Origin of the sequence: Sphingomonas sp. CCH10-B3 (assembly GCF_001556185.1) — a bacterium.
Lineage (GTDB): Bacteria > Pseudomonadota > Alphaproteobacteria > Sphingomonadales > Sphingomonadaceae > Sphingomonas > Sphingomonas aquatica.
On the sequence record NZ_LSIJ01000020.1, the window covers coordinates 1 to 2426 of the forward strand.

At 65.9% G+C, this 2426-nt stretch carries 2 protein-coding genes and 2 pseudogenes; 3 read left to right on the top strand and 1 reads right to left on the bottom strand.

The features are described from left to right. Positions 1-656, bottom strand: a 656-nt coding sequence (locus tag AX672_RS04685) for a carbamoyl-phosphate synthase domain-containing protein (RefSeq protein ID WP_331711169.1), incomplete at its 3' end; no start/stop codon positions are given. Between the two features lie 139 nt (positions 657-795). On the opposite strand from AX672_RS04685, the gene AX672_RS04690 reads away from it, so the two are divergent. From AX672_RS04690 to AX672_RS19005, 3 genes and pseudogenes are all read left to right on the top strand, one after another. Continuing rightward, entirely contained in the window at positions 796-1248 is a 453-nt protein-coding gene (locus AX672_RS04690; protein ID WP_066648995.1) for a GatB/YqeY domain-containing protein, read from the top strand. Between the two features lie 127 nt (positions 1249-1375). Continuing rightward, positions 1376-1645: pseudogene (locus AX672_RS19000) on the top strand (endonuclease domain-containing protein); the annotation flags it as partial. 120 nt (positions 1646-1765) lie between these two features. Then, positions 1766-2404: pseudogene (locus AX672_RS19005) on the top strand (class I tRNA ligase family protein); the annotation flags it as partial. Positions 2405-2426 lie beyond the last annotated feature (22 nt).

Consider the following 2426-nt stretch of genomic DNA (forward strand, 5'->3'; position numbering starts at 1 on the left):
TTCACGTCGTCGCCCGAAAAAATCGAACGCCCACCCCCGGCCCCTCCCGCAAGCGGGAGGGGAGTATCGTCATCCGAATACCCCTGCCCCAGTCGCCACACGCCGCCTTCCCAGCCGAAATGCGTCTGCGCGGTGACGTCCTTGGCGAGGTCCATGCCCTCCAGCCCCGGCCAGGCCTGCGCCATTGCCAGCAAGGCGGGCACGTCGAACTTGCCGTCGGCGGCATGCGCGATCACGCCATTGGGCGCGCCGCCGCCCCGGATCCGCCGGGTCAGCGCGCGGGTGTCAATGCCCGACAGGCCGATGCGGGCATGCGCCTTCATCCACTCGTCGAGCCGCTGGGTGCTGCGGAAATTGGAGGGCTCGGTCACATCCTCGCGCACGATCATGCCGAGCGCATGCGGATCGTCGGCCTCGATATCGTCGGGATTGGCGCCGACATTGCCGATGTGGGGAAAGGTGAAAGTGATGATCTGCCCGGCAAAGCTCGGGTCGGTCATGATTTCCTGATAGCCCGTCATCGCGGTGTGGAAGCAGACTTCGCCGACCGCAGCGCCCTCGGCACCGAAGCCCCGCCCCCATGCCACGCTGCCGTCCGCCAATACCAGAACGCCCGTGGCTCCGTCAGGCGCAGGCATGGGTTTGGCGTCGGCCATTGCAGGGGGCACTCCGGTAAAAAGCTGGCGATGTTGCTAAGGCACCGCAGCTAGAGGCGATGCGGGGCAGCGTCAATCTGTTAAACTCGGGGCGGGCACCCTACACTCCCGCTTTTGCATTTCTTCCGAAGGAACGAGCATGATTCGCGATGACATCAAGGCCGCGCAGATTGCGGCGATGAAGGCCGGCGACAAGGAGGCTCGCGCCGCGATCGGCCTGATGCAGGCCGCCATCAAGAACCGCGATATCGAAGCGCGGACCGGCGCCGCCCCCGCCGACGACGACGCGCTGGTCGTCGAAGTGTTGCAGAAAATGGTCAAGCAGCGCCGCGAATCGATCGCGATGTACGAACAGGGCGGCCGCGCCGAGCTGGCGGCGGCAGAAGCGGCCGAAGTGGCGGTGATCGAGCGGTTTTTGCCCAAGCAGATGAGCGAAGCCGAAACCGTCGCCGCAATCGCCGCGATCAAGGCAGAGATCGGGGCGGAGGGCATGAAAGACATGGGCCGGCTCATGGCCGAGCTGAAAGCGCGTCATGCGACCACGCTCGACATGAGCAAGGCGAGCGGGCTGGTGAAGGCGGCGTTGAGCTGAGGTGACTGCGCAACGAGCATATCCCCACCCCCAACCCCTCCCGCAAGCGGGAAGGGAGTCGCAAAGTGAAAGCGCTAGCCAACAACTTCCCCCCTCCCGCTTGCGGGAGGGGTCGGGGGTGGGCACGGTGCCAGGTATCCCAAGACCAACCGAACGCGCACGCGCGCTGCGCCGAGCCGCAACGCCAGCAGAACGAAGGCTCTGGCGCCAACTAAGTGCCAGCAAGCTAGGTCACAAATTCAGCCGTCAGATGCCTGTTGGCCCATATATCACCGACTTCATGTGCCGGGCCAAAATGCTCGTGGTCGAACTCGACGGTTACAGCCATGATCTTTCGGTCGAGCAGGATCGTCGGCGAACGGCATTCATCGAGTCGCGCGGATTCAGGATTTTGCGTTTCACCAATGCGGCCGTGTTCGACAATATCGAGGGTGTCGTGGCTGCGATTTCATTGGCGCTCGGAGAGGCAGGAGTGCCCACCCCCCAACCCCCTCCCGCAGGCGGGAGGGGGAGTCCGGACGCTGACGAGACCCGTGCCGTCGCGGGCTGGGTGCTCGACCAGATTCTGGTGCTGCTGCATCCGTTCATGCCGTTCATCACCGAAGAGCTCTGGTCGAAGATGGGCACGCGCGAGCACGAGTTAATCGTCGCCGCGTGGCCAAAGGTTGATGCGATCGCGATCGATGGCGAAGCCGGACCGGAAATCGACTGGCTGATCAAGCTCGTCGGCGGGATTCGTGCTGCGCGGACGGAGCTCGGCATCGCGCCGGGGGTTCGCTTGCCGCTGCATGTGCGCGACGCGGGTGATGCGACAACGGCGCGGATGGATCGGCAGCTTTCGGCGCTCGCGCGGCTGGCGCGCGTTGATGTGGCATCGGGTGACGCTCCGAGCGGCGGCGCCGCGCAGATCGTGATCGATGAGGCGACGTTCGTCATCCCGCTCGAAGGCATCATCGATCTCGACGCCGAACGCGCGCGCCTCACCAAGGCCATCGCTGCGGCCGAGAAGGAACGCGACGCGCTCGCCGGGCGCTTGGGCAACCCCAGCTTCGTCGAGCGGGCCAAGCCCGAAGCGGTTGAAAAGGCGCGCGCCGACCATGCCGACAAGGCCGCCGAAGCCGAGCGGCTGGCGGCGGCGCTCGCGCGGCTCGGCTGATGGGAGGCCCGCCCTCCCGACC